Origin of the sequence: Limnothrix sp. FACHB-881 (assembly GCF_014698135.1) — a bacterium.
In the GTDB taxonomy this organism is placed as follows: domain Bacteria; phylum Cyanobacteriota; class Cyanobacteriia; order CACIAM-69d; family CACIAM-69d; genus CACIAM-69d.
Genome location: NZ_JACJSN010000007.1, coordinates 94701 through 120538 on the forward strand (window position 1 = coordinate 94701; position 25838 = coordinate 120538).

At 57.1% G+C, this 25838-nt stretch carries 21 protein-coding genes; 10 read left to right on the plus strand and 11 right to left on the minus strand.

The window, feature by feature from the left end; translation table 11 throughout:
- Nucleotides 1–87 precede the first annotated feature (87 nt).
- The 3 genes from H6G52_RS08730 (at nt 88) to H6G52_RS08740 (ending at nt 2850) form a co-directional block, all read left to right on the plus strand.
- Nucleotides 88–1233 carry a glycosyltransferase family 4 protein gene (locus tag H6G52_RS08730; RefSeq protein ID WP_190527767.1) on the plus strand — a complete coding sequence of 382 codons (1146 nt, stop codon included), beginning with the start codon at nt 88–90 and terminating at the stop codon, nt 1231–1233.
- 134 nt (nt 1234–1367) lie between these two features.
- Nucleotides 1368–2276 carry a carbohydrate ABC transporter permease gene (locus tag H6G52_RS08735; protein WP_099535027.1) on the plus strand — a complete coding sequence of 303 codons (909 nt, stop codon included), beginning with the start codon at nt 1368–1370 and terminating at the stop codon, nt 2274–2276.
- A gap of 28 nt (nt 2277–2304) precedes the next feature.
- A complete protein-coding gene (locus tag H6G52_RS08740; RefSeq protein ID WP_190527769.1) occupies nt 2305–2850 on the plus strand; it encodes a hypothetical protein in 546 nt (181 codons plus the stop codon).
- 63 nt (nt 2851–2913) lie between these two features.
- On the opposite strand, the gene H6G52_RS08745 is transcribed toward H6G52_RS08740, so the two are convergent.
- From H6G52_RS08745 to H6G52_RS08770, 6 genes are all read right to left on the minus strand, one after another.
- Nucleotides 2914–4137: a Coenzyme F420 hydrogenase/dehydrogenase, beta subunit C-terminal domain gene (locus H6G52_RS08745; protein ID WP_099535028.1), complete on the minus strand. Its 1224-nt coding sequence runs from the start codon at nt 4135–4137 to the stop codon at nt 2914–2916.
- A gap of 180 nt (nt 4138–4317) precedes the next feature.
- A complete protein-coding gene (locus tag H6G52_RS08750) occupies nt 4318–5973 on the minus strand; it encodes a radical SAM protein (protein WP_190527771.1) in 1656 nt (551 codons plus the stop codon).
- A gap of 221 nt (nt 5974–6194) precedes the next feature.
- Nucleotides 6195–7163, minus strand: coding sequence for a DUF362 domain-containing protein (locus tag H6G52_RS08755; protein ID WP_190527773.1), 969 nt, complete (start codon nt 7161–7163; stop codon nt 6195–6197).
- Nucleotides 7164–7242: 79 nt separating this feature from the next.
- On the minus strand, nt 7243–8319 hold the full coding sequence (locus tag H6G52_RS19075; RefSeq protein ID WP_190527775.1) for a glycosyltransferase: 1077 nt from the start codon (nt 8317–8319) through the stop codon (nt 7243–7245).
- 257 nt (nt 8320–8576) lie between these two features.
- Entirely contained in the window at nt 8577–9989 is a 1413-nt protein-coding gene (locus H6G52_RS08765) for an aspartate ammonia-lyase (RefSeq protein WP_190527778.1), read from the minus strand.
- 334 nt (nt 9990–10323) lie between these two features.
- Complete coding sequence (locus tag H6G52_RS08770; RefSeq protein ID WP_190527780.1) at nt 10324–10923, minus strand: DUF3611 family protein; 600 nt, start codon at nt 10921–10923, stop codon at nt 10324–10326.
- 414 nt (nt 10924–11337) lie between these two features.
- Between H6G52_RS08770 and dxr the strand changes: the two genes are divergently transcribed.
- On the plus strand, nt 11338–12510 hold the full coding sequence (gene dxr, locus H6G52_RS08775) for a 1-deoxy-D-xylulose-5-phosphate reductoisomerase (RefSeq protein WP_190527901.1): 1173 nt from the start codon (nt 11338–11340) through the stop codon (nt 12508–12510).
- 147 nt (nt 12511–12657) lie between these two features.
- Here the strand turns inward: dxr and sppA are convergent, their stop codons facing one another.
- Nucleotides 12658–13500 (minus strand): signal peptide peptidase SppA, encoded by an 843-nt coding sequence (gene sppA, locus H6G52_RS08780; protein ID WP_190527782.1) that lies wholly within the window; start codon nt 13498–13500, stop codon nt 12658–12660.
- A gap of 93 nt (nt 13501–13593) precedes the next feature.
- Between sppA and H6G52_RS08785 the strand changes: the two genes are divergently transcribed.
- The 4 genes from H6G52_RS08785 (at nt 13594) to H6G52_RS08800 (ending at nt 18536) form a co-directional block, all read left to right on the plus strand.
- Nucleotides 13594–14670, plus strand: coding sequence for a DMT family transporter (locus tag H6G52_RS08785; protein WP_190527784.1), 1077 nt, complete (start codon nt 13594–13596; stop codon nt 14668–14670).
- 215 nt (nt 14671–14885) lie between these two features.
- On the plus strand, nt 14886–15860 hold the full coding sequence (locus tag H6G52_RS08790; protein WP_190527785.1) for a hypothetical protein: 975 nt from the start codon (nt 14886–14888) through the stop codon (nt 15858–15860).
- Nucleotides 15861–15915: 55 nt separating this feature from the next.
- Nucleotides 15916–16692, plus strand: a complete 777-nt coding sequence (locus tag H6G52_RS08795) for a hypothetical protein (RefSeq protein WP_190353748.1) — start codon at nt 15916–15918, stop codon at nt 16690–16692.
- Entirely contained in the window at nt 16689–18536 is a 1848-nt protein-coding gene (locus H6G52_RS08800) for a hypothetical protein (protein ID WP_190527787.1), read from the plus strand. The genes H6G52_RS08795 and H6G52_RS08800 overlap by 4 nt, the downstream gene beginning before the upstream one ends.
- A 111-nt stretch (nt 18537–18647) precedes the next feature.
- Here the strand turns inward: H6G52_RS08800 and H6G52_RS08805 are convergent, their stop codons facing one another.
- The 3 genes from H6G52_RS08805 to H6G52_RS08815 all read right to left on the minus strand — a co-directional run bounded on the left by H6G52_RS08805 (nt 18648) and on the right by H6G52_RS08815 (nt 21269).
- Nucleotides 18648–19826, minus strand: a complete 1179-nt coding sequence (locus tag H6G52_RS08805; protein ID WP_190527789.1) for a bifunctional sterol desaturase/short chain dehydrogenase — start codon at nt 19824–19826, stop codon at nt 18648–18650.
- Nucleotides 19827–20058: 232 nt separating this feature from the next.
- Nucleotides 20059–20754, minus strand: a complete 696-nt coding sequence (locus H6G52_RS08810) for a hypothetical protein (RefSeq protein WP_099532762.1) — start codon at nt 20752–20754, stop codon at nt 20059–20061.
- Nucleotides 20751–21269, minus strand: a complete 519-nt coding sequence (locus H6G52_RS08815; protein WP_099532763.1) for an Npun_F5560 family protein — start codon at nt 21267–21269, stop codon at nt 20751–20753. The genes H6G52_RS08810 and H6G52_RS08815 overlap by 4 nt, the downstream gene beginning before the upstream one ends.
- A 177-nt stretch (nt 21270–21446) precedes the next feature.
- On the opposite strand from H6G52_RS08815, the gene H6G52_RS08820 reads away from it, so the two are divergent.
- Nucleotides 21447–22226 (plus strand): photosystem II S4 domain protein, encoded by a 780-nt coding sequence (locus tag H6G52_RS08820; protein WP_190527791.1) that lies wholly within the window; start codon nt 21447–21449, stop codon nt 22224–22226.
- A 60-nt stretch (nt 22227–22286) separates the two neighbouring features.
- Here the strand turns inward: H6G52_RS08820 and H6G52_RS18770 are convergent, their stop codons facing one another.
- Entirely contained in the window at nt 22287–24596 is a 2310-nt protein-coding gene (locus H6G52_RS18770; RefSeq protein ID WP_190527793.1) for a hypothetical protein, read from the minus strand.
- 370 nt (nt 24597–24966) lie between these two features.
- On the opposite strand from H6G52_RS18770, the gene H6G52_RS08830 reads away from it, so the two are divergent.
- Entirely contained in the window at nt 24967–25761 is a 795-nt protein-coding gene (locus H6G52_RS08830) for a ComF family protein (RefSeq protein ID WP_190353752.1), read from the plus strand.
- The last annotated feature ends 77 nt before the right edge of the window (nt 25762–25838 follow it).

Below are 25838 nucleotides of genomic sequence, written 5' to 3' on the forward strand. Positions count from 1 at the left end.
AATTTCCGTTGTTGAGTTCCTCTTGATTGGGTGAATTCACCAATTCATTAGCCCAATCATTTTCGCTAATTCAGGTTTTCGGATTCCATGCACGTCGCTTGGTTGGGTAAACGATCTCCATTTTGCGGCAACGTCACCTACAGCCGAGAGATCACGAACGCATTACGCGATCGGGGCCATGAGGTGAGCTTTTTACACTTTGCCCAAGAAGAAGAAACCGAAGACGAAGCGCAGCGGGATGTGAAAGAAGTCCCGCTTCCCTATCTCTATAAATCCCAAATTTATACGTTGCCCACCTTTGGGGCCAGCAAAGTTTTGACGCAATCTCTCAGCCGGTTGCGTCCCCATTTGCTCCATGCATCCTTGACCCTTTCGCCGTTGGATTTTGTGTTGCCAGAAATTTGCGACGAATTACAATTGCCGCTAATTTCCACCTTTCACCCTGCTTTCGATCAAAAACTGCGTAATTTCACCTCCGGCACTCAACAATTAACCTATCAACTCTATGCACCCTTTTTAGCTAGCTATGACTGCACGATCGTCTTCTCTCAAATTCAGCGCGACATGCTGATTAAGTTGGGGGTTGAGGGCGATCGAGTGGCGGTGATTCCCAATGGAGTTGATGTGCTCAAATATGCCCCCGGCCCCTCGCCTGTGAAACGGGAATTGGGGTGCGATCGCCTGTTTGTTTATGTGGGCCGTCTGGCGCAAGAGAAAAACGTTGAACCCCTGCTGAAGGCTTGGAAAAAAGCGAAAATGCCCAGCCATTGCAAACTGGCGATTGTTGGCAGCGGCCCCCTGAAAGCCTCCCTCCAAACGTTCTACGGCCCCGAGCATGGGGTGGAATGGATGGGCTATGTGGCTAACGAAAGTCGCCGGATCGACATCTTGCGGGCCGCCGATGTGTTTGTGCTGCCCTCGTTAGTGGAAGGGTTGTCCCTCTCGTTGTTGGAGGCGATGGCCTGCGGGGTTGCTTGCCTGGCCACGGAGGTGGGGGCCGATGGCGAGGCGATCGAACAGGGAGCCGGAATTCGCCTCAATCCGCAAAAAGTCTATGGACAATTGCGAACCTTGCTGCCCATGCTGGCAGAACATGAGGAAATCACCGCCTTGCTGGGCCAGCGGGCCCGGGAGCGTGTTTTGGAACGCTACACCCTCGATCGCAACCTCAACCAACTCGAAGCCCTCTATGGGGAAATTTTGAAACGGAAGCGATCGCCTTTGGTGCGTTAGTTAACAAGCGAAGAACACAAGGCAAAGAACACAAGGTAAAAGGCAAAAGGTAAAAGGCAAGCAGTTGGTAAAAACGAAAAATTAGAAGTTCAATTCAGTTCAATTCAACAGTCCACATACTGGGAACCTTGCCCATGTTCCAGTTACCCCGCAAATCCCTGAGCGATCGCCAATGGGCCCTGCTCACGCCCTATCTATTCCTGCTGCCGGCCTTGGTCGTCTTGACCATCACCACCTTCTACCCGGCCTTGCAAGCCTTTTACCTCAGCTTCACGCGCTATGACTACGACCTGACCGAAGCGCCGCGCTGGGTGGGCGGGGCTAACTTCCTGCGCCTGTGGGGCGATCGGCTGTTTTGGAAAACCCTGGGCCAAACGATCGTCTACCTATTAACCGTCGTCCCCATCCTGACGATCGCCCCCTTGGGTTTGGCCATTTTGGTGAACCAAAAATTAGCGGGGATCCGTTGGTTTCGTGCCGCCTATTATGTGCCCGTGATTGTGTCGAGCGTGGTGGCCGGCATTGCCTGGAATTGGATGTATGCGGAAAATGGCCTGCTGAACCAACTGCTCACCGGCCTTGGCCTTGTTTCTCGTCCCATTCCCTGGCTGACCAGTCCCCAATGGGCCCTTTGGAGCGTGATGGCCGTCACGGTCTGGAAAGGCCTCGGCTATTACATGGTGGTTTATTTAGCCGGACTGCAAGCCATTCCCGCCGACCTTTACGAAGCTGCCGCCCTCGATGGCTCCGATGGTTGGCGCAAACATTGGGATATTACAGTTCCGTTGATGCGCCCTTACTGGCTGTTGGTGGCCACCATTTCCGCCATTTCCGCCACCAAGGTCTTTGAAGAGGTGTTCATCATGACCCAAGGCGGCCCCCGCAGCAGCTCCAAAACCGTGGTCTATTACCTCTATGAACAGGCCTTTGAAAACCTAGAAATGAGCTATGCCTGCGCGATCGGGCTAGTGTTATTCCTGCTGGTTTTGGGCTTTTCAACCCTGCGGCTGTTGATTCCGAACCAAGCACCCACCAACCCCTGAGCCAGTCCCCCTCACTCTGGGATTAACCATGATCGCCTGGCTGACCGACCATCCCTTCATTCGCAAATATGGGCGCGGCATGATCGCGCTTATCCTGCTCAGTGTGCTGCTGGGGGGGTTGCAGTTCAGCTATTTCGCACTGGCCGGGGAAACCATCCCGATCGCCGTGGTGGCCAAAGAACGATTGCTGAAGCGGTATCGCACCTCGAAGCAGGAAACCGTTGAAGAAAACGGCAAAACCGTGAAGCGATCGCGCCGGGTGACTGAATACCGATATCGATATCGGGTGACGATCGAGACGGGCGAAAAGCTGTGGGTTGAGGGGCCCAAGCGTGGGGATTGGCTGCCGCTCGAAACCCCGTTCGATCGGCTGAAGGTGGGCAATCGCTATCGGGTGTTGGTGGCTCCCAAGTGGCGCTGGTTCAGGCGATCGATCCACCGCATCGAAGCAGAGCTGCCCACAACCCAGAAACACACGGGTTCGTCGTCTCCATATCGAAGCAGAGCTGCCCACAACACGGGTTCGTCGTCTCCATCCCCCAAGTTGGATAGAAATTTGCGCACCGGCTCTTAAGTCCCTTGTTCTCGCGATCACGTCAGGGTGGAATCAGGATTTCAGACTATCCGATGATCGGTTCTAGTCCGGTAATTGGTATTGCTCCACAATTTTTTGGGCATAGGCGGGCACATGCTCCGCTAGCTTTTCAGGGTAGTGGCGCTTGACATAGAGATAGTTGCGCGTGAAGTGGGAGTCGATCGAGAAACGAGCATATTCCAGACCCTTGGGCCCCACCCGCTCAATCACCAAACCCATCAACTTAGCCGCCCACATGGGAATCGTGACCCCCTTGTCGTAGGCGGGAATGCTGTTTTGGACGGCGGCCCGACGCTCCCCTTGGGACATCACCGGTTGGGTTTCAATTTGGTCGCGCACCATTTCCAACAGTTCGCGGCCCGTTTCATTGCGCACCACCAGCCACTGCCAACCAAAGGGCGCACCCATATAGCCCACCACCAAATCCGCGAGGGAGTTGACGTAATCAAAACAGGTCATGCAGGAGGGGGCAAACACGTCCTTTAATTGATCGGTTTTCAGGCCAAAAAAGGGCACTGTTTCCGTGGAACCGTCTTCGTGCTTGAAATGCACGCGGAAATCCTGCATGAACTCGTAATAGACCACGGTGTCGGGCGATCGGCTGGTGGTGTCGAGGAATTTTTGCAGGCCGGCCCGGGTCACGTTGTCCACGCAGGGCGTGCCGAGCACATAGAGCTTTTCGAGGCCTAGCTTGTCTTGGACAGCTCGCAGGGCTTGGATTTGGCAGCCCACCCCAATCACCAACAACCGCTTCATGCCCGATTGTTCAATCTGTTCCAAAACGGACAGGTTGGGCGAAAGGGTGGGTTTGTTCACCCGGGCGGCCAAGATTTCTTCGGGGGTGGTGGCAATCACCGGTTGGGGTTGGAAGCGGTCTTCCGGGGTGTTTTGCACACAGACGACCCCCTCCACTTTGCCGCTGGTGAGCATGGCGATCGCGATCGAGCTAACAATGCCAGTCCATTGGGCCCCCTCGATCGGCTCGGTTTTGCGCGCGGCCATCATTTCCTGATGCACGCCGAAGTAGATGTCATCTTCGACTTCCAGATTGCGGCTGCGGCCGTGGGCCTGGGTTTCCAGCTCGGCAATCTGTTGATTAATGAAGGCGCAGGCCTCTTTGACGTAATGCACATAGTAGGTGTCGCACAGACCGCATTCACTGCACAAATCCTTGGCGGGGCGACGGCTACCGGGCTTGAGGGCGCGAGCTTTTTTGTGGCCGAGGGGTGCTTGACCGGATTCGGAGGGTGATGAGGCGAGGGTCATGGCAACAGGCGGGCGTTGAGCATTGACGTGCGGTTTTTATTGTTTCATGGGCGATCGCTCCCGGTAACGGAAAATCAACAACCCGCAATGTTCGGCAACGAAGCAGCAAGGGAGTCGTGATCCCATCGTTGATTGATCGCTAGTCCAAACAAAATCCAGGCAAGGACGATCACGGCGAAATCACGGCGAAATCACGGCAGCATCGGGCATTAGGGCCACGGCTTCCGCTCGGTGTTTTTTCAGGGTGGCGGCGGGCAAGGGCCCATGGAGATGTTCCCAGGGCAGCACTTCCCCTAAATCCCAGTTGCGAAACACATAATGATCCAGCGGGGGCACTCGATCGCGCAGTTCCTTGAAGGCTCGCCGGTAACTGCCCAGGGATACCCGATCGGGGTTGTCCGTGTCGCCCGCCCCATAGGCTCGCACCAGTTCCAACAGGGGGGTTAACCGGCGATCGCCCCGGGAAATCAGCGTCTGAATAATTGACCAGTTATAGCTCTCGGGGCGGAAGTCAATGCCATTGGAACGCAGGCGCTTTTGCAGCAATTTCAATCGCTTTTCCGCATCCCGATTCACCCCAAACCACTGAAAGGGAGTGTGGGCTTTGGGCACAAAGGTACTGCAACCAAGGGTTAATTTCAGGCCCGGGGCAGCTTTTTTGAGCCGCAGCATCATGGCCGCGGTGGCTTCGATGTCGTCGGGGATTTCTCCGGGAATGCCGGCCATGCCATAAAGCTTGAGGGCGCTGAGGCCGCCCGCTTTGGCGTTCACGGCGGCCTGTTCGATCGCTTCAGTGGCCAACTTTTTGTTGATGATTTGTCGCACCGTTTCCGAACCGCTTTCCACGGCCACGGTGATCGATTTGCAATCGCGGCTGGCCAAAACGCGGGCCAGCTTTTCCGTGACCGTGTTGGTGCGCACCGAAGCCACACTGAGCCGCACTTGTTCGTAGGCGGTTCCGGCCAGGCGATCGAGCAGACTGTCAAATTCAGGATGTTGGGTCACCGAAGCGCCAAGCAGACCGATTCGGTTGGTGGCTTGCAGTCCCCGATCGATGGCCGGCAGCAAGGAGCCTTCCAAGTCCGCCGTCCGAAAGGGCAGGGTGAGATAGCTGGCCAAGCAAAACCGGCACAGTTCCGGGCAACTGCGCACCGTTTCCACCATGAAGATGTTTTCCCAGGCGGCACGCGGAGTCACCACCGTGGACACCGAAAGGGCGTTGCCGCGATAGGTTTGCTTGCTGACGGTGGCGGGAATCCGATCGCTCAGGGGGCGAATGGCGGCGATCGGGCCCGTGGGGTCGTGATACTCCACGGCGTACAGTTGCGGCACATACAGACCCGGCACTTGGGCCAGGGCTTCCAATCGATCGGCCCGGGGGCGATCGCGCTGTTCCAGCAGCCTATTCACCAGGGCATCGATCAAAATTTCTCCATCACCCAACAGCACCACGTCAAAATAGGCCGCAAAGGGTTCGGGATTCGCCGTCAGCACCGGCCCGCCCCCAAACACGATCGGGTGCTCGTCGGTGCGATCGACCGCATGGAGCGGCAAGTCCAAATCCTCCAGCAACGCCATCACATTGACGTAATCCAGTTCCCAGGACATGGAAAACCCCACCAGGGCGGGCGATCGGGGCAATGGCTCCCGTGCATCCGTAAACAACCGTGCCACGGCCAACTCTGGCCGCGCCGCCAACATCGCCCAGACCACCTGATAGCCCAAGCTGGTGATGCCGACGGAATAGGTGTTCGGAAAGGCAAACACCGTGGGCAGGGCCTGGGGCAACGGTTCAGCGGGTTCAAACAGCAGGGTTTCGTCAGCAAAAGGAGCCATGCAACAACTGGCAAAGACCAGAGAAAAACCAGAAAACAACCAAAAACTAGCGGTGTTAAAGGACGGCTAGTAGCATGACAGGCTTAATACATTGGGTCAAAGTTGCGGAGTCAGTCGTGGTAACAAGGGGCTTGAGCATCTTGCTGCTTAACGATCAGGTGGCGGTGACAGCCATGTCATTTAACCCAGCGAATTAAGGCAGCCAGGCTACTAGGAATAGCTTAGGATCGCACCGAAGTTTCCGCCGGGGCAAAGCGTTCCTTAAACAGCTTGATGTAAAGGTGCTTGAAGGTAGAACGAATCACCCGAGGCAACCCAAAATCGATCGGCATCAGGAAGCTGGATAAGCGCCAATCTTCGATCGCCAAGTCCGCCGGCCGCTGCAAAGGATAGGTCACCTGTTCCGGGGCCGGACAAACACCCAAGGCTCCCGCCGCCGCCAAGGTGGGCACGGTTGCCGGATCCACCTGCAAGATGTCCGCCAAGGCTCGATCGAGCGCAAACACATTAGCCGATGCACCCAACACCCCCAACAGGCGCGGTTCACCGTTGCTGGGGCCGTCGCCCTCATGGCCAATGATTCCATCCATGATCGTCAAGTCGGGGTCGATTGTCCGCGCCGTTTCCACCAACATGCGCCCAAACCGAGCCACGTCTTTCCCCGCGTCCAAATGCCACCAGGCCTTCAGCTTGCCCGGCACGCAGCCAAACAGATTCTTCACCCCCAGCGTAATCGTCAATTGGCAGTGGGATTTCACCTTGGGCAAATTAATCACCACATCTGCATCCATCGCTTCCTTGCTCAAGCGCAAGTGACCAAATTCGCCGCTGAGGCTGTCGTAGCGTTGGCCCCGAAATTCCACGATCGGGATGTTCAAGCGTTGGGCGATCGGGGCCAGGCCGTTGGCCTTGGCCACGCCGGCCGCGCTGCCAAAGGCGGGACTGTCGCCCAAAAAGGGTTGCCCACCGGCCGCCAACACCAACTCCGCCACCACCTGCACCAACTCGGGGCGGGTCGTGCATTCTTTGGCGGGTCGCGATCCGGTCAGGAGGTTGGGTTTCAACAGCACCCGATCGCCCGGCTGCACAAAGGCCGCCATCCCGCCCAAGGGTTCCAACAGGGCCACAACTTTTTCGCGCAACAGATCCAAATCATAGCTAGTGGCACTGAGCAAGCTAACGGGAACCATCGGCGTTTCTCCTGGTGTTTTGGGGGGCAATGGTTGAAAAGAGGGATCGAAATGATCGAAATTAAGGGTCGAAATGGGGTTAGAAAATAATCGAGGGCGGAGCAATCGCCTGATTTAAATCATAGGTTGGTTGACTGGAATCCTGGGTTGGTTGACTGACATTAGGGGGCTTGGGTAAAGATTGCCCCGGAAAACGCCCTAGGATGGCTGACCAAGCTGCCACCACATCATCCGTTTGATTAGCCAAAGAATAGGTGTTGCGAATATAGGCCGATGCTTGTTTGACCTTGGCGATTGTGGCCTCGGGACGGTTAACCCAATCATCGATCGCCTGCTCAACCGCCTGGACAAATCCTAAAATATCGCCCCGCTCGATCGGGTAAGAAAACTCCGGCTTGAAAAATTCCCGCCCGCCGCGGCCGTGATAACCCACCGTGAGACAGCCCGCCGCCATCGCTTCCGCCGCCGGTAAGCCGAACCCTTCTGGATCACCAAAACTCATAAAAATTGCCGAATTTCGCATCATTTCTGCTAATTTCGCCTGCGGCAAATCCAACACTCGCACCAATTGAAATCCCTGGAGCCGATCGCGATGGCGCAAGATTTGGCAAACCTGCTGAACATCCATGAAATTTTTGCGCGCCAGGAAGCAAATTTGATTGGTCTTTCGCTCAGGAAAATAAAACAGCTCCGGATCAACGCTACACCGAACTCGGTAAACCTTAACTTGCGGGAAAGCCGTTTGAATATAGTTTTTGCTGTCTTCAGAAACAACAATCACGCCTAATAAATTCGGATCAGCATAGGGCAAATATTCTTCTTCAAAATTCACTGAAAATTTATCAAATGTGTAATAGACATTTTGATTAAAAATCACAAAGGGAATATCTTTGGGCAGCTTGGCATATTCCGCCTGTTCATAGACCTCGGGCACAACCACAATGCTGCGATCGGGGTTAATGGTCAAAATTCCACCGAGGATGCGTGTTTCATTGGGAAACCACTGACAACGAAATTCCGCTTCTCTGTGCAAAACCGCTGCGGAAAATCCCGACTGATTCAACAAATCTACCTGGCGATAGATCATCTGTACGCCGCCGGTTGGTTTTGTAAATTGTCGGCAGGGAAAATAAATCTCGATCGCCTTTGGATCCACGGTTAATCTACCTAATTTTAGAAACTAGAAGCATGACTCAAAACCTACATTGATCACCGAAGTTGATCACCGCAGTTGATCACCGGAATCACCAGAATTTGTCAATCAGGGCCGAGGTAACTTAGCCTTGGTAATCATCCAGGATAATCATCTAAACGGCTCGATCGCACCGCTAGCAACTTTGCTCAAAACTGGGCTGCCAATTGTGCCACCCAAAGCACAATTAGCACAATTTGGGCGATCGAGCCGTTCAAACCCTAGGCCGTTGGATTCGGCATTTGGCTCATGGTTTCCAAATCCAACACTTCCGCCAACTGGGCCTCATCCATTAGCCCTTTTTCCAAAACCAATTGGCGCAGAGATTTACCCGTTTCTAGGGATTCTTTGGCGATCGCAGCGGCATTCAAATAGCCAATGTGCGTATTCAGCGCCGTCACCAGGGCCAAGCTTCCCTCGGCATAGTGCAAACAGCGATCGGGATTGGCTTCAATGCCCACCAAACAGCGATCGCTCAAAGCGGCGATCGTGTTGCCCAAAATCTCAATACTTTGAATCAGATTGTAGGCAATCAACGGCATCATCACATTCAATTCCAGTTGCCCCGCCTGGGCTGCTAGGGCGATCGCCTGGTCGTAGCCCATCACTTGGAAACAAACCATTGAAGTCATCTCCGCCATCACCGGATTATATTTACCCGGCATGATTGACGATCCTGGCTGCACAGGCGGCAATTGAATTTCCTTAAATCCGGTTTTGGGCCCCGAATCCATCAAGCGCAAATCATGGGAAATCTTGGCCAAATCCTGAGCCAAATTCCGAATCGAACCGGACACATTCACAAAAGGAGCCATACTTTGCATGGCCGCCATCAAATGGGGAGCCGATCGCAAGGGTTGCCCAATCAATTCTGAGAGTAATTCAGCGACTCGGAAGCGATATTGCGGATGGGTGTTCATCCCGGTTCCCGCAGCGCTGCCGCCCAATCCCAAGACGCGCAAATCTTCCGCTGCTGTGGTAATTCGTCGCTCATGATCGCGCAAAATATAAGCCCAAGCCCGGAAGCTTTCGCCCAATCGCACGGGCACTGCGTCCTGCAAGTGGGTGCGGCCAGATTTAACAATTTCTTGGAAAGCGATCGCCTTGGCTTCCATGGCAGCGATCGCCTTTTTGAGGGCTGGAAACAAGGTGCGATCGAGCGCTAACAGCCCCCCAATCCGAATGGCTGTCGGAATCACATCATTGGTTGACTGCCCATAATTCACATGATCATTAGGACTGACGCGGCTATAGTTGCCCTTGCGATCGCCCAACAGTTCCAAGGCTCGATTGGCCAAAACTTCATTCACATTCATGTGATGGGAAGTGCCGGCCCCCGCTTGGTAAACATCCACCACAAATTGATCGCGCAATTGACCTTGCAAAATTTCATCGGCCGCTTGCACGATCGCTTGGCCTAATTCTTCCGAAATACAGCCCAACTCTGCATTGGCGATCGCGGTGGCTTTTTTGATCAGCAAGCAGGCATCAACATAGGTGGGCAACGGTTTAAGGCCGCTAATGGGGAAATTCTCGATCGCCCGGCAAGTTTGAATCCCGTAATAGACCGTATCGGGGATTTGCCATTCCCCCATCGAATCCTTCTCAATCCGAAAGTTGTCAGCGTTGCTCATGGTTTTGGGTTGTTGATTGTCAGTGTTAATTTTACTGAGATTGATGACTAGAGTGAATGATTGATTGAAATGGATACTTTTCAGCAATTTCTCAGAATTGCTGTTCTCAACCGTTCCTCTTGATCACTCTTCTTGATCACTCTTCTTGATTATTTGGATTTTTTATTTTGCTCATCATTCATCGCTTTCATTCCACTGGCCAACATCCAAAGCCCACCCAAAACAATTCCACCGGCCAAAGCACCCAACAGCCAATCCAAATTCATGCCACTTTCCATAAAAATCTTCTCAATGAAATCAGTGTTTTTGTTCGTCTACTCGATGGATCAGTTTCTTAGCTGGAAGGGCGATCAATTCGGTCATAGAGCCACAGGGAAATCACCATGCCCATAAAGTTGGCAGAAATTCCCGCCAAATTAGCCACCACCACAAACACATCCAAGGGCCGGACAATTTTAGTGGGGTCGGTAATGGCTACCCCGGCCGGCTGGGATACTGCCTTCGAGACCAAAACATAGACTGCCACACCGGAGCCAATCAGGGTTAAAACCACCCCGATCATGCCCGCATAAATGCCCATTCTCAACAATTGAACGGTTTCGGTTTTGCGGGGTTGCGGTTCGTTGGTTTTATGAATTAATCCCTTGGCAATTCGGGTATATCGAAAGGATAAAACCGTGTTGAATGCCGCCACAATTACGCCACAGGTGGCCCAAAAAATGCCGATGCTGACCCCTTGGGCCGCCCCTTGACCCGCCAGCCCCGGCACGGCAATCAGCAACAACAAAATGGCGGCTAACCCGAGGGCTAATTGCACCCAAAACCCAATCCAACCGCCCAGTTGCAGGGTGGCGGCAATGCGCTGGAGGGATGGCCGCGGCCCCCTTGATGGTGGGGGTGGGGGCGTGGGGTTGGAATCGGGACGGCTCAACATGGCAACAAGGGCAGGGTTGTGAAGATGCGGAGTTTGATAAAACGAGCGACAAGGCGGGCAATGGCACAAAAACAGCAAGGCCCAGCATCGAGGTTACGGGTTGGGCTTGCCCCTAAAGAGTGGCATATTGCCGAGCCTCTCGCGCCGTTGAGGATGGATCACAGAGGGATGAATTTTGCGATCGATTCCCCCCTTTTTTGACATAGATCGGGGACATCTATCGGGCGTGAGAACACGAGCGATCGCCCCTGGCGCACACCATCCTAATATTGGGAGGAATCTGCTCAACGCCACAGCAGCCCCCACAGTAACCCACCCGCAGCCATTCAAAATAACAGCCATCCACCGCAACGGGCCATTCCAAAATCAATGAGTTTCAAAGAAATGAGTTTCAAAGAAATGGGTTTAGAAACCGTGAAAGCAATTACTCTTCTGGGTTCCACCGGCTCGATTGGAACCCAAACCCTGGATATTGTGTCCCAATATCCCGATCGATTCCGGGTGGTGGGTCTGGCGGCGGGCAGCAATGTGACCCTATTGGCGGAACAGGTGCGACAGTTTCGGCCCGAAATTGTGGCGTTGCGGGATGGGAGCAAGTTGGCGGAACTGCAAGGGGCGATCGCGGATTTAGATCCCCAACCCCAACTGGTGACCGGAGAAGCGGGCATCGTGGAGGTGGCAGGCTACGGGGATTCGGAGGTGGTGGTCACGGGGATTGTGGGCTGTGCCGGGCTGTTGCCCACGATCGCGGCGATCGAAGCGGGGAAAGATATCGCCTTGGCGAATAAGGAAACCCTGATTGCGGGTGGCCCGGTGGTGTTGCCCCTGGTGCAAAAGCACGGGGTGAAGTTGTTGCCGGCCGATTCTGAGCATTCCGCCATTTTCCAATGCCTGCAAGGCGTACCTCAGGGGGGCCTCCGTCGCATTTTGCTGACGGCTTCGGGTGGGGCCTTCCGGGATTGGCCGGTGGAGCGGCTGGCGCAAGTGACGGTGGCCGATGCGCTGAAGCATCCCAACTGGTCGATGGGCCGCAAGATCACGGTGGATTCAGCCACCCTGATGAACAAGGGCTTGGAGGTGATTGAGGCCCATTTCCTGTTTGGGATGGACTATGACGGCATTGACATCGTGATTCATCCCCAAAGCATTATTCACTCGCTGATTGAGCTGCAAGATACATCGGTGTTGGCTCAGTTGGGTTGGCCAGATATGCGGCTGCCGTTGCTCTATGCCTTGTCCTACCCGGAGCGGATTTATACGGATTGGGAAACGTTGGATTTGGTGAAGGCGGGCGATTTAACGTTCCGTGCGCCCGATCGCGCGAAATATCCCTGCATGGATTTGGCCTATGCGGCGGGTCGAGCCGGGGGATCCATGCCAGCGGTGTTGAATGCGGCCAATGAACAGGCGGTGGCCCTGTTCCTGGAGGAAAAGGTGCATTTCCTGGATATTCCGAAGCTGATTGAAAAGGCTTGCGATCGCCACCGGGCGGACAATCGAACCCAGCCGACCTTGGAAGACATCCTGGAGGCCGATCGCTGGGCCCGCCAAACGGTGTTGGATTTGCAAACGGCGGCGATCGCCTAACCCGCTTTTTTCGGTAATGACTTTCGGTAATGACTTGGGGCGTAATTGGGACGTAACCGGAGGGCGCAAGGCGGTGCGGGTGCGCCCATACCCGGATTGCGATTTGGCATGGAGGATGCACGATTGTGCGCCCAGGATGCCGTGCGTCTAGGGGCGATAGAGCCAGAGGGGAACACCGTTCGTGGCCAGCTCAAAGTCCAGGGTGCTGAGGGCCCGATCAACCTGAGGCCGGGCCCAGGGGCCGATCGGCCCCTGGGCCCGGCCATCGGAATTCAGCAACCGGGCTAAGGGGGGTTTGCGCTCCTCGATCGTTTGCACCACCACCTTCTCCGGATCCAGCTTGGTCAAGTCTGCCAACCAGCGGCGGGCATCCTCTTCCGTGCCCAGGCGATCGATTAAGCCCAATTCCTTCGCCTGCTCTCCGGTAAAAATTCGCCCATCGGCAAAGCTGCGCACCGTTTCCGGCGGCAAATTTCGCGATTGGGCCACGGTCTGCACAAACTGGTGATAGCTACTGTCAATCAGGGATTGCAGGATTTGGCGTTCTTCGTCGCTCATGGGGCGATCGAACGCCAGGATGTCCTTATAGGGCCCGGACTTAATCACCTTGAAGGAAACCCCCACCTTATCCAGCAAGGATTCAATGTTGTTGCCTCGGATAATTACGCCGATGCTGCCGGTGATAGTGCCGGGGTTCGCCACAATCTGGTGCGCCCCCATGCCGATGTAGACCCCACCGGACGCGGAAATATTGCCAAAACTGGCCACGATCTTGGTGGTTTCGCCCAATTCTTTCAGAGCGCTGTAGATTTCCTGAGAATCTCCCACCGTACCGCCAGGGCTATCGATCCGCAGCAGCAAACCGGGATATTTGCGCTCTTTCACCACCTTCAGGGCCTTCAGCACCCGTTGACGAGTGCCCCCGGCGATCGCCCCGGAGATTTCAATGCGCGCGAGTTGTTTACGAGTATTGGGCTTGAAAGGCCACATGGGAATTGCCGTCTCGACACCAAAGGAGTGGATACAATTCTAGGGTTTAGTTAATATTTCTTAAAGTTATTGATCAAGTGATTGATCCCAGCCATGACCGCCCAACCCGTCAATCCCCAATCATCGCTGCAATCCTGGTGGGGGTGGCTGCTGCTGATTTCGCCCTTTTTCTTTTGGGGCACAGCCATGGTGGCCATGAAAGGCACCCTTGACCACACCACACCCTTCTTCCTGGCGGGGTTGCGGCTGGTGCCAGCGGGGTTGTTGATTTTGGGGGTGGCGGCCCTGACCGATCGCCTCAAACCGATCAGTTGGGTCGGGTGGGCCTGGGTGGCGGCCTTTGCCCTGGTGGATGGGGCCCTGTTCCAAGGATTCTTGGCCCAAGGGCTGGCCCGCACGGGAGCTGGGCTAGGCTCGGTGACCATTGACTCACAGCCCCTGGCGGTGGCCCTAATGGCCCGCTGGCTCTATCGGGAGCAGATCGGGCCCCTCGGTTGGTTGGGGCTGCTGTTGGGGGTGGTGGGCATTGCCGGTGTGGGGCTGCCCGATGAATGGATTTTGCAGTTGTTGAACGGCACGGCCTGGCAAGCGCTCTGGCAAAACGGGGCGATCGGCTGGGATTCCGGGGCGATCGGGCAGGGGCTAGCGGCCTTGCTGAATAACCTCTGGGGCAGTGGCTTTTGGTGGATGCTGTTGGCGGCCCTGTCCATGGCGATCGGGACGGTGATGGTGCGGCCGATGAGCCAGTATGTGGATCCGGTGGTGGCCACGGGTTGGCACATGGTCTTTGGCGGAATGCCCCTGTTTGGGCTGTCGGCAGCATTTGAGGTGAACCAATGGCAAGGCTTGACCCTGGCCGATTGGGGGTCGATCGGCTATTCCACCCTCTTTGGCAGCGCGGTTTCCTATGGGGTCTTTTTCTTTTTTGCCTCCAAGGGGAACCTCACCAGCCTCAGCGCTTTGACCTTTCTCACGCCGGTGTTTGCCCTCCTGTTTGGCAATTGGTTTTTGGGGGAAGTGCTCAGCACGGTGCAAACGGCGAGTGTTTTGCTGACGCTGGTTAGCATTTACCTGGTGAATCAGCGGGCGGTGATTGCCCAGAAATTGCGATCAATTCATCCCAAGTTGGCTCCCATCCCGATCGAGGTTTCGTCCAAAGAGTCCCCTTGATCGCCTCGAATCAACAAGAATCCAAGCATTCAGGAAAATCAACGCCACGAATAGACAAAGAATAGCGAGCCACCGGAACCGCCAACTGTTCCCTGAAGTCGGTTGCTATGGTGGAAACGGGTTTCAGAGTCGTGCCCATCCCCGCCGTTGAGATCGAAATCTCGCGCCCTGACTTCAAATCATTCCAATCAAAATTTCACACCAGGAAAAACACCATGGCTCGATCGCGCTGGCAAGGACGTGCGCTGGGATTGTTGATGGCGATCGCGCCGATCACCGCTCCCGCCACCTGGGCAAACACCCCCACCGCCCCAGAGAGCACCGGCTCCGCTCGCTCGGAAATGACGCTGCAAACACAAATTGCCCCACCGCAAATCACCCTGCTAGAAACGGGTCAGGGCGATCGGCAGTCCTTGCGATTGCGCCTTCAACAGGGCGATCAGCAGCGATCGTTATTGGTGATGAAAAGCCAAATGCAACTGACCCTGGCGGGCCAACAGCCGATGCCGATGCCCGTACCGGAAATGCGCCTGCTGACGGAAATCACCATCAACCAGGTGGCCAGCGATGGCCAAGTGAGCTACACCCTGCGCTATCCCAAGATCGAAATGATTGCGCCGCCGGAAATGTCCTTCGTGCAGCAGGCCATGGACAGCACCGCCCGAGAACTGGAGCGAATTCAAATTCAGGTGGAGGGGGACGATCGGGGAAAACTGTCGAAGGTGAATGTGCTGGCGGACGGCGAGCTTTCGGCCCCTTTGCAGGCCAGCCTTGGCCAAATGACCGAATCGATTCGCAACAGCAACATCGAATTTCCCGCCGAACCGATCGGGGTGGGAGGGCGCTGGCAAAGTGTCACGGAAATTGAATCCGGGGGGCTGCGAATTCAGCAGCGAGCGGTTTATCAGGTGGTGGAAATCACGCCCGATCGGGTGGTGTTGAACGTGACCGCTGAGCAGACGGCTCCACCCCAAAAACTCACCATTCCCGGCCTGGCCCCGGAGCAAGCCCCTTCCCTACGGTCGTATCAGGCCAATGGTTCGGGTCAAATTCAGATGAACTTCAACCGCGTGGTTCCCACCCAATCGAATTTGTCCCTGAAGGTGCGATCGGAAATGGAAGGGTTACCCGGCGTGGGCACGGCCCTGATGACCGGTAACTTAGAAATGACCCTGGAGCCGCAACCATAACGCACTTGCCTATAATTGGGGGCCCTCTCTGGTCGCGATCGGGCGATATGCGGTAATGGAGTTGAAAGTTGCCCTGTCGGCGCGGCGGGTGCTGGGTTGGTTGTTGGTCGCGGTGGTGCTGTTGACCCTGGCGGGAACGGCGGTGCAGGTGGCGAAATATGCCTTTGGCTATCGCGAAGGCTGGACAAGGCTGTTTAACCTCGATCGGGAATACAACCTGCCCTCGTTGTTTTCCACGGGTTTGTTAGGGGGCTGTGCCCTGTTGCTCCGGGCGATCGGCCAGCGAGCGGCCGCCTTGGGCGATCGCTGGGCCCCCTCCTGGCGGCTGTTGGGTGGCATTTTCACCTTTTTGGCCCTGGATGAGTGGTTCAGCATCCATGAAATTTTGATCTTGCCCGATTTGGCGAAATGGGCAGGGTTACCGGGCTTTTTGAAGCAAATTTGGGTGATTCCGGCGGCGATCGCCGTGGGTTGGGGGGCTTGGCGATTTTGGCCCTTTTGGCGACAGCTCCCCCCCAAGTTACGCGGTCGATCGCTGTTGGCGGGCTGTTTGTATGTTTCGGGGGCGTTGCTGATGGAGATGGTGGGCGGAGCCTATTCCGCCGATCAGGGGCAACAAAACCTGACCTATGCCCTACTGACGGTGGTGGAAGAGGTGGCGGAAATGCTGGGAACCACCCTGTTTTTGTGGGCGTTGTTGGTGCATTTGGGATCCTGGTCGGGGAAATTTTCCTTGCTGCTCGATTTGGGCGATCGAACTCTGGGCGATCGAACCCTGAGCAATCAAAACTTGAGCGATCGACGGGATCCCCAGGATCCTCAGCAGCCATGATTGGCAAATGGCGCGGCCCGCAAGGCTCCTCAACCAGGCTCGGGGCGATCGGACAGGTTGCTTTTTGGCGATCGGGTTGGGCCGTCCTGGGATGGACATTGCTGGGGGCCCTGGTGCGGTTTTGGAATTTGGGGGGCAAACCGCCATCCAGCATTGAAGTGGCCTCGATCGGGTTCGGGCTGGGCAACGGGTTTGATCATTTGCCGCTCGATCGGCTGGTCAGCTTGGCGGAACTCTTGGAACCCTTGCGAGTGCAGCCCACCGTGGGGCTGGATGAAACGATCGCCCGTTTAGCGGCCCAAAGCACCCATCCGCCCCTCTTTTTTGGGTTGATGCATGGCTGGCTGAGGGCGCTCACCCCGGCAGGTGGTTTGGTGGACTTGGCCACGGCGCGATCGCTCAGTGCCCTGTTGGGTTGTTTGGCAATTCCCGCCGGATTCTGGCTTGCCCAATGGCTGGCGGGTCACCTGGTTCCCCCCCAAGACGGCGCAGCAACCCCACAGCCCACCGATCGGCCTGTGTCTGCCCTTTGGATGGCCCACGGGGTGGCGGCCCTGTTAGCCCTGTCGCCCTATGGGGTGGCCATGGCCCAAGAGGCCCGGCACTACACCCTAGCGATTCTGTGGGCGATCGGCACTTGGGCCGCCACCTTCGGAGCCGTTCATCGGTTGCAGCAGGGGCGATCGCCCGGTTGGGGCTTGGGAATTGCCTGGGTGCTGGGGAATGGCCTCAGCCTGGCCACTCACTATTTTTGTCTGTTGGGGATTGCGGCCCAGGGGCTGGCGATCGGTTGGTTAGCTTGGAGCCAAGGGCGATCACAGGGGTGGTCAATCCTTCGGGGACGGCCCTGGCGGGTGATGGGGGTGATTGCGCTGGCCCAAATCGCCCTGGCGGCCGCTTGGTTGCCGGCCATGGCGGGAGCCTCCGAAAGTGAACTCACCGCTTGGATTCGGGAGGATCTGAGTCCGGCGGAATGGTTCTTGCCGCCCCTGCGGTTACTGGCTTGGTTGGCAACCATGGTGGTGTTGCTGCCGGTGGAACAGCAGCCCCTGCCGGTAATCCTGGGCAGCGCGATCGCCCTGTTGGCCGTTTTGGGATTGCTGCTGCGGATGATTGGGCCCATTTGGCGATCGGGTTTGGCCCGTCCTGCGCCGCTGTGGTGGGCAATCAGCATTGGGATCGTGGGGCCGTTGGTGCTCATGCTGCTGTCGATTTACAGCGATCGGGGTGACCTCAGCGTTGCTCCCCGATACCAGTTCGTGCATTTCCCACTGGTGGTTTTGGGGGTGGGGTTGGCCCTGGGTCAGCGATCGGCCGATCGCGCTCCCCTTTCGATCGGGCGGTGGCAGGGGTCGGGGCGATCGGCCATGGTCGCGATCCTGGTCGTCAGTCTGTTGGGGAGCTTGGCGGTGGCCAACAATTGGGGCTTTTTGAAGTCGCGGCAGGTCGATCGGCTGTGGGATCAAATCGAAGGGCGATCGACCCATACCCCCTTGCTCGTCAGTCACATTGAAACCTATGCCGAAATTCGCGGCACGGTGGCGATCGCCTACGAGTGGCAACGACGACAAGCTCCACCAACCCATCAGCGCCCGGCCCAGTCCCCAAATTCGCCCAAATTCGCCCCGCAATTTTTAATGCTGCAAGAGGCGAGCGATCGGGCCGATGCCCAGGCTCCCTTAGCCCAAGTGATTCAGCAGCAGGCCCGCCCCTTCGACCTGTGGACAGTTGACCTGTCGCCCGCCTTGGACTTGGAAGCCTATGGGTGCAAGCGAGCGAAGGAACGCCGCCGACCCACAGGCTATCGTTTACGCCACTACCAATGCACCAAAGCGGCTTCCTGACCCTACCCTTTAGCCCCAATCATGCCGATTGGGTGAACGGGGGCGATCGACCCGGCCAGCATTTGGCCATCAGTTGGCGATCAGGCTAGATGGGGGTTTTCAAGCAGCAACCTAGGCGCGATCGGGCTTGGCGAAGGCACGGAAGTAGAGCGATTTTGCCAACTCTTTGATCGGAAAGAGCAGATAGGTCAAGGGATTGATCGTCACGATGATGTTGCGCACATCCCGTTCCGCCAGGGCCACGATCGCCCGTGCAACCCACCCCGCCGACATAATCCCGATCGGGTTGAGATCGCTCTTGAACGGGCCAAGAATCAGCTTCCGCACCACACAGGGCGCATCCAAGCGCCGCAGGGTGATCAAATCCCCGATCGCCCGTTTCGATAGCTCATACAGGGGGCTAAACGCCGGGTTCACTTCCGCTTCGGAGGTGTTGACCCAAACTTCCTTCAGGGCCCGGTGTTCCGACTTGGTGACCGTCTCAAAAAATAGTTCCATCAACCGCCAAGCGGACAGGGTGTTCACCTCCAGCGCTTGGGCCACGGCCGCCGCCGAGCGATCGCCTTGATTCACCCCATGGTTGATGATCAAAATATCCACATTGGCCAGGGTTTCGCGCAGGGCCGCCTCTTCGCCCAATCGCCAAGTAACCACCCGCACATTGCCCTCAAAGGTGGTTCCCTCGCGCGTTGTCAGGGCCACCAACCTCGCCCCTCGGCTTTGCAACACGGCAATTAGGGCCCGGCCCATGCTGCCCGATGCCCCGGTAATCGCGATTGTTTTGCCCTTCAGGGACAGGGCTGTGCCCAGCAGCTTATCCACAAACGTCAAAGACCCACAGTAATAGGCATTGCCCGAATCAAAATGGTGTCGCCAATGGTAGGTGCGATTCACCGTCCAGACGGAGGGGTTGCTATCCAGGTCGCCTGCCTTGTGGGTTAGGTCGGTTTCCATCAGGTAGCCACGCGATCGGGCGATCGCCGTGGCCAAAAAACCCAGGGAATAGATGCAACCCAGCCACATTCCCCACTGACCCGACACCGCCGCCGTTAGCCCCACCACCGAAGCCATGGTGGCCGCTTCGGGCGCATCGTTGGCCAATTGAGCTTTGTAATAGGCATCAAGGCTGCTGATGGTTAGGTCACGGCGATAGACCTTGTGGTGCATGTTGTGGGCCCGTTGGAGCGGTTCCCAATAGTGGCCGGCCACATGATAAAAATCGCGCACGATTTCGGCCAGGACGATCGAGCCGATCGCCCAACTCAGTTGTACGAATCCCTCTGCGTTCATGATTTGTTTCTACTTAGCCCAGCTACAGATGCTCAAAACGGTTCAAAGTTGAATTGCCATGGGATCAGGTTCAACCTGGCGATCGATTGCCCAGAATTGGGAAGGACTCGATCGCCCAGTTCGCGGGGCTAGGACGCAGTTTGTTGAATTGAGTTGAATTGAGCTGCATTGAATTGAACTGAATTGCACCAATCGTCAATCAGCCCAAGCGTCAATCAGCTAACGACAATGGCTATAGAATAGCGACTTCCCGGAGCGGCTGATGCAGCAAACAACGGAGATGGCACTCAAACAGGTCGGGCGTTTGGACTCCAATGCTGGCGATCGCGGGGGCCGCCGGGAAAGGTAACAGCCGATCAAAATAGACGGGATTTGGATCTTTGTCCGGGCGATCGAACCCAAATTGCATCAAATACAAACCGGGCGGAAGCCGGAGCCAATTCATTAGCTCAAAGCCCAGCCGATAGGCCGCCTGTCGATCGCGATCGGACAGGTGATGGGGCTGAAGGAACTGACCCGTTGAGCCAGATTCCGCTGAGCCAGATTCCGCATCGAGGGCGATCGCTTCACCATACAGAGGCCCCTTGGCGGTCACGATCAGGGGTAGCCACAACTGACCCTCGCCGTTGGGCCAATCTAATTCCGCCGTCACCCGCGATCGCAAGCTCTCGGCCGCCGCACAGGTCACCCAGGTGGAACGGTGAACCCAGTCCGCCGGAAAGCGATCGTCCTCCAGGATTCGTAACGTTAGGGGACAATCGATCGCCCCCGGGCCGCCGGGCAAAGGAGTTTCATCACCCACCACAACGATCTGCGGGTCAAGCCGTAGGTCAACCGCCACGGACTTCAATCGATCGAGCGCCACCGACAACCAATCCCCAGCGGCCAGCAAATCCGCCCGATCGATCCAAACTCTTAAACAGGTCATGGAGTTTCGCCAGCAAATTCGGGGAGGTCAAGACTGCCGGGGCGACGACTGCTGACCGCGAGTCGATAGCTGACGCTTTGCAATTCTGCCTGTAGGTTGCGGTTTTCCTGTTGCAGTTGGCTCACGCGCTCTTTGATGGCGCTCAGGCGGTCTTCAAACTTGGAGCGATAGACGTTGGGCAATTCCTGAATCGTTTGCTCCAGCATTCGGCTGCGATCGCCCAGTTCTTGCACTGACTGGCGTAATTGGTAGATTTCCGCGTCTCGATCGGCCAATTGATCTTGATAAAAACCCACCTGTTCTTCCACTTCCCGCACCCGATCGCGCAGGGCCTGCAATTCCGCCTGATGGCGCTCTGGCTGGTCGGAGGTGGGCACCAGGCCCGCATTGCCCTTCACCAAGCGGAACAGTTCCTGCGAAAGCTGCTGTACCAAGCGATCGCGCATTTGCAGTTCATCACGCAAGCGGGCAATTTCCGCTGGGGCTGCTTGACCGTTCAATCCGTCGGCTTGCATCACGGCAATGGGATGGGGTTAATAATCGTATGGACAACGCTACCGTATTTTTTAACCCAAGATTGGCTTGAACAGCTAGGGCTAATCAACAGGCGGTCTTGGCTGCGCTGGTTTTGATTCGCTGTTTTTGCTGTTTTTGCCGCATCCGCTGACTCCAACGCTGACTTCAAAAAGACCGTGCTACCTCGCGAAACTCTGCTGAAACGTGCAACCCACCGAGAAACGATCGCCCGGGCGATCGACCTGGCAGACCAGAGCCTAAAAACCTGGGAACCGGCCGTGAGCGATTTTCTGTCACCGCCGGAAATTGCCGATATCCAAACCGTCTTCAGTGGCTTGGCGGAAGTGGTGTTCATGCCTTGGGGGGGCTATCCCCAAGCGGAACGGCAGCGGGTGGCCTTTGCCCGATCGGAACTGCCGCTGATCACAGACGCGATCGAGGTGGCGGCCTTGGAAATTGCCGGGAATTTTTTGTTTGACCCGGCCACCCATCGGGACTTTTTGGGGGCCCTGTTGGGGACGGGGCTGGTGCGCGACAAGGTGGGCGATTTGTTGGTGCAGGGGGAACGCGGGGCCCAAGCCCTGGTTGCGCCGGAGGTGGTGGAGTTTTTGGAACTGAACCTCACTCAGGTGCGATCAGTGCCGGTAAAAACCCGCGCCATTCCCCTCAGTGAACTGAAGGTTCGTGAACCCAAGAGAAAGGAAATGACGACGGTGGAGGCTTCTTTACGCCTAGACGCGATCGCCTCCGCCGGGTTTGGCATCTCCCGCAGCAAAATGGCGGAAGCAATTTCCGGGGGCGATGTGCGGGTGAACTGGAAAGACATCACCAGTCCCAGCCATTTGCTGAAATCGGGGGATTTGGTGGTGTTGGCGGGCAAGGGCCGCCTCTCGATCGGGGAAATTGCCACCACCAAGAAAGATCGCTATCGGGTACAGCTCACGCGATTTGTTTAGGGGGTATCGCGATCGCTGCCTTCCCGATTTCATATTTTTAGGGCATCTTCCAAACATCCATTAGCGTGCGGGAGCGCGTTTTTTCCATTGGGCGATCGCCTGTTGGGCGCTGGCATAGGCCGCCGTGTTGGGCGGCACTAGGCTGGCCGTTTGGATGGCGGCGGGCAGTTGGTTGGCATTGGCGCGACCTTGGGCAATTTTGAGAATTTCTTGGCTCCAAAGATTGATTTGGTCGCGGGCGGCGGGATATCCCGGCTGGTTCACGGGCACGCTGCGGGCCAGGTCGATCGCCCGATTATAGCTGGAGGCTTGATTAAGCTGAATTTGGCCGGCGGCTTTTTGCAAAATTGCGCGGTTGTTGGCCTGTTGCTGCTGGAGGGTTTGCCATTGGGCGATCGAGCTACGCGCCTCTTGGTACACCTCACCCCGATCGGGCGCAACAATTTTGGCCGCCGCGATCGCCCCGCCAAAGTCGCCATTGAGGGCCCGCCCCTTGGCCAAATCCAAAATGACCCGGCTCCAGCGGTCGATCGCCTGCTGGGCTTGACCGTAGCCCGGATCTCCCGGTTTGATTTCTCGGGCCCGCAAAATTGCTTTGCCAAATTCCGAAGCCTGATTCGTCCCGATCGGGATCCGTGCCAAGTTCAATTGGTTCACCCCGGCAGGGCTGGCGGCCGGCGGCGCGGGACTGGGGCTAGGACTGACTGGGGGGCTGGGTTTGGGGCTAGGCAACCCCGACTGAGCAACGGGAGTGGGCTGGGGACTCGCCAAAGGGCTAGGTTCCGGCGGCGGCAACGTCCGGGAGCCGGTGGGGGGCGATGCCCCATTGGCCGGCGCGGGCAGCGGGGTAGCGGGGGGTATATTCGCTCCAAAAGGGGCGGCCGGGCTGGGCGTTGGGGCCGTGATGCTGGCTCCAAACAGGGCCGCATAGTTGCGGGCCACCACGGCCGCCAACAGCACAATTCCCAAAATTCCCAACCAAGTCACCAACTGGCGTGCAAAGGCCAAGTCACTGGCGCTAAGACCAGCCGTGAGCGGGCCAATCAGGGCCAAATCTCGCTGGGACTCGGGAATCGGTTCCGGCGGCAGGGCGTTGGGCGGGGGGGAACTGTTGGAATGCGTCGCCTCGATCGGGAGCACGGGCGCGATCGCACTTGGGGGCCGCAAGTTGGCCGACTCCGCCGGGCGATCGCCCACAGCCGATGTGAAGGGATTCGGCGTGGCCAGTCCCGGTTGTGCCTCTTCCGTTGGAACCCAATCATTGGCAAACAGCGCCTCAAAGGCACTGGGTTCCGTGGCCCAAGCATCAGGCAAATTGGCGGCGGACGCGAATCGATCGAGCGCCTCATCATCCAAAGCCGGACTTTGCACCTGATCTGACCCAAACACGCCCAGTTCTGGCGGTTGGTCGGGTTGTGAATTAGGTTGCGAATTGGGCTGTGAGTTGGGTTGATTGACTGGGTAATCGAGCTGGGGATCAAGCGGTGAATCACTGGGCAACCCATTTCCCAAGGGGGCGATCGGAGGTTCCACAGCCAAGGCCGGCGCGCTGGCCGGAAACACCACAAAGGACTCGATCGGGAGCGGCGGCTCTGGCATCATCCGCCCCACCACCGTTTCATAGAGCCGCTCGTGGGGATGGGCAAATACCTGCACCTGGGGCGCAACCTGGCCCTGCTCCTGGGCTAAGGCGCGGGTCGTTTCCCGCAAAAACCGCGAGAGGGCATAGAGATTCATCCCCTGGGATTGGCCCAGGGCCGCCGCCAGGGCCGGAGCCAACAGGCCACTGCTTTGGCGACCCGCCCCCGGTTCTGCCAACAAAATCGACAACCCCATTTCTTGGGCCAAGAGAGGAATTTCACCGCCCACCGGAGCCAGGTTTTCGGTGGGTGGCCGGCTCAAGTCCAAAACCAGCAGCACTTGCCCACCAGGGCCAACCCGATCGCTGGCCAATTTCAAATATTCACAAACTCGCCGCAGGGGAATCCCCGCCGTTGCCGTCCGATCAAGGCTGGCTTCGATGGGTAGCAAATAATCCCGATCGCGATGGCTCGCCCCATAGCCACTGAACAAACACCAAAGGGTATCACCGGGGTTCACCAATTCCGTGGCGGCAAAATCCAGCCAATATTCCAGATTTTCGCGATTGGGATAGGTGGGGCGATCGAGCAGGGGCAAGGAGCGATCGCTCAAGATCACGGTTCGATATTGGGTTCCCGCCGAGCCGCTCGTTTGGCTCTGCCAAGCCTGGGCCACGGTGACCACACGGGTCTCCGCTTCGGGCAGCGGCGGCAACAGAGGATATTGACCAATCCCGATCGCGATCGCCCAGTGGGTTTTGCCCTGGGTTGCACTGGAACTCGTCACCATCAAAACCCCTTCGTGCAATGCGTTTGTCTACTGTGCTTGGGTTGGGCTGGTTGTTGTGGCCCTGCTCGATCGTCTTGAATTGTCTTCAATTTTGCCGCCCCGAATTCCGTCGCCCCGGATGTTGAGCACATCTTGAGAGCATTTTGCTCGAGGGCAGAACCCAAGCCAAGCGATCGAACCCATCGAAAAAGTTGCCCAAACCATATCACGGCCGTCCGGCGCTCTGGAAAACGATCGAAATCGCTACGGGATGGCTATCGATTCAAGGGCTGGGATCATCATGAAATTAACGCTTTTCATGTTTATGCGAGATGATGGATTCATTAACCGATTTCAAAACCGATTTCAAGGGTAACGTTTGGGGTGGTCTGTGGCGAAATCTTGGGTGAGCCGATCGATTGAAGCCCTGTCGGATTTGGTTTGGCAGCAATCCTGTGAGCTATGCGATCGCCCGGCCAAGCATCAAGGCCTCTGTCTCGCCTGCGATCGTCGCCTGCTCACCAGTCAACTGCCCCTTGAGCAACGGTGGGGCCGCTTGCCCTCTGCCCTTGTTTCGTCGGCTCCCCTGTTCCTGGCTTGGGGGCTTTATGACGGCTCCCTAAAACGGGCGATCGCGGCCCTGAAATACGAAGGTCATCCCAAGCTGGCCGCAACCTTGGGCCAGGGTTTGGGTCGTCTGTGGTTGGAACCAGGAACCGATCGGGCAATGGCAACCCCTTGGCAACAGCTCGATCGAGCGGCCCCTTGGGTGATCCCGATTCCGCTCCATGAAGCTCGACTGCAAAAACGCGGCTTTAATCAGGCGGAATTGTTGGCCAAGCACTTTTGTGATGTAACCGGCCATCGTCTGATCCCCAATGGCCTGCAACGGATTCGGGATACCCAAGCGCAATTTGGCTTAGGCCAGGGCGATCGGGCAGCCAATGTGCAGGGGGCCTTTGCCTTGGGGCCGGGTTTGGGGCAACAACGCCCCCGATCGGTGATTTTGCTGGATGATATCTACACCTCCGGGGCCACGGTTCAAGCGGCCAGCAACAGCCTGCGGGCGGGCGGCTGGACGGTGGCGGCGGTGGTGGTGGTGGCCCGATCGGCCCAGCGTCCCGCTCCCGGAACCCACCCACCGACCCGATCGGCCCCAACGCGCCCGAAACGTAGAGATTCTTAATTGATCGCAACGACCGGAAAACTCGTCCGCTAAAATTCGGTTGCACGGCCGCCGCGCGATCGCCATGGCCGCCGTCC